Below are 1,203 nucleotides of genomic sequence, written 5' to 3'. Positions count from 1 at the left end.
TTAATGCCTTAATGCGATAAAGAGTTTGATTATTAAATACACGTGTCTCATTTGTGAGTGCAAACTTTTTTTGCATAACACTATTCCTTTATAAAGAAGATTAAATTTTAAAATGAAATGTTAAAAGGGGGCGCCCCCGCCGCGCCCGCGCGTTATTTACGCAGCATCATTTTCATATTCGCTGTCATTATCATCGTCATAATACCCTTCACAATCAGCATAATACTCATGACGGTAATAATCATCTTCACTCCCAAATTCTGGATATGCCTCATCCCAAATATGATCATCTGCTGTTAAAGAGGCGGCGCTGTGAACATAAGAATCGCCAGAGATAAGAGCCCCACAAACCACGGCATCATCAAAAACACGCGAGCCATCACAAATATGAGCAGCGCCGCTTATTTTTGCATTGCCTCCAACATGAGCATCATCACAAATAACGGCATCATCACAAATATGAGCATGATCAGTGACACGGGCGTTATCATAAATTTTAGCATTGCCTTCAATTACAACGGCATTGCTAACATGAGCATTGCCATAAACCTCACAATAATCATTTATTGCCATGCCTTGAAAAATAGCATTTCCATAAATACGTGCATCGCCATAAACGTCTACAAAAAAGCCTTTGACTTTAGCATTGCCTGAAACCCTTGCATTTTCAAAAACACGCGCTTTGTCATAAACCCAGCAATTTCCTTTGTGAGATAAGTTGCTTTCCTTTTCAATAAAACCGCCTAGATCGCCCGCCTTGACATCCCCAAAATCTCTTAAAGCACGGATGCGATATAAGAAATGACCAGCTACGCAATCCATTTCACTAGTAAATTCATATTTTTTTGATGTTTTTTTCTTATTAATGGGGGTATTTTTTGAGATATTTGTCATATTTAAAACCTAATCGTTAGAAAGTTTCTATTGACACCCTATAAGAGCATCGGGCGCTAGAAACACGGCGATTAGTCCGTTGTTACGCTTTTCTCATAAGAGTATTGTATGGCGTAACTACACCCGACAAAATCATCATATATGCTAATCACAGCATAAAAGAAAGTCAGTATTTTAAAGACATGGGAGAGGTTGTTTCGTAACCTATCCGCTAATCGTTAAGTGTTTCTATCACTTGATTATTTATATAACAAAATACGTATTTATTGTCAAATAATATTTTATCTTTTTTGATATTTTTTTGTATTT

General features: G+C 36.9%; 1 protein-coding gene. It reads right to left on the bottom strand.

The genetic code is table 11. The features are described 5' to 3' along the window. Positions 1-156 precede the first annotated feature (156 nt). Entirely contained in the window at positions 157-894 is a 738-nt protein-coding gene (locus ACFILZ_RS09815) for a hypothetical protein (RefSeq protein WP_375611062.1), read from the bottom strand. Positions 895-1,203 lie beyond the last annotated feature (309 nt).

Origin of the sequence: Bartonella sp. AP40SXNS, from assembly GCF_042195825.1 — a bacterium.
Taxonomy (GTDB): Bacteria; Pseudomonadota; Alphaproteobacteria; order Rhizobiales; family Rhizobiaceae; genus Bartonella.
This window is presented reverse-complemented; position numbering and strand designations above follow the sequence as displayed.

Excerpts from the sequence above, each read along its gene's own strand:
- ACFILZ_RS09815 (WP_375611062.1), bottom strand. The coding sequence starts at position 894 with ATGACAAATATCTCAAAAAATACCCCCATTAATAAGAAAAAAACATCA.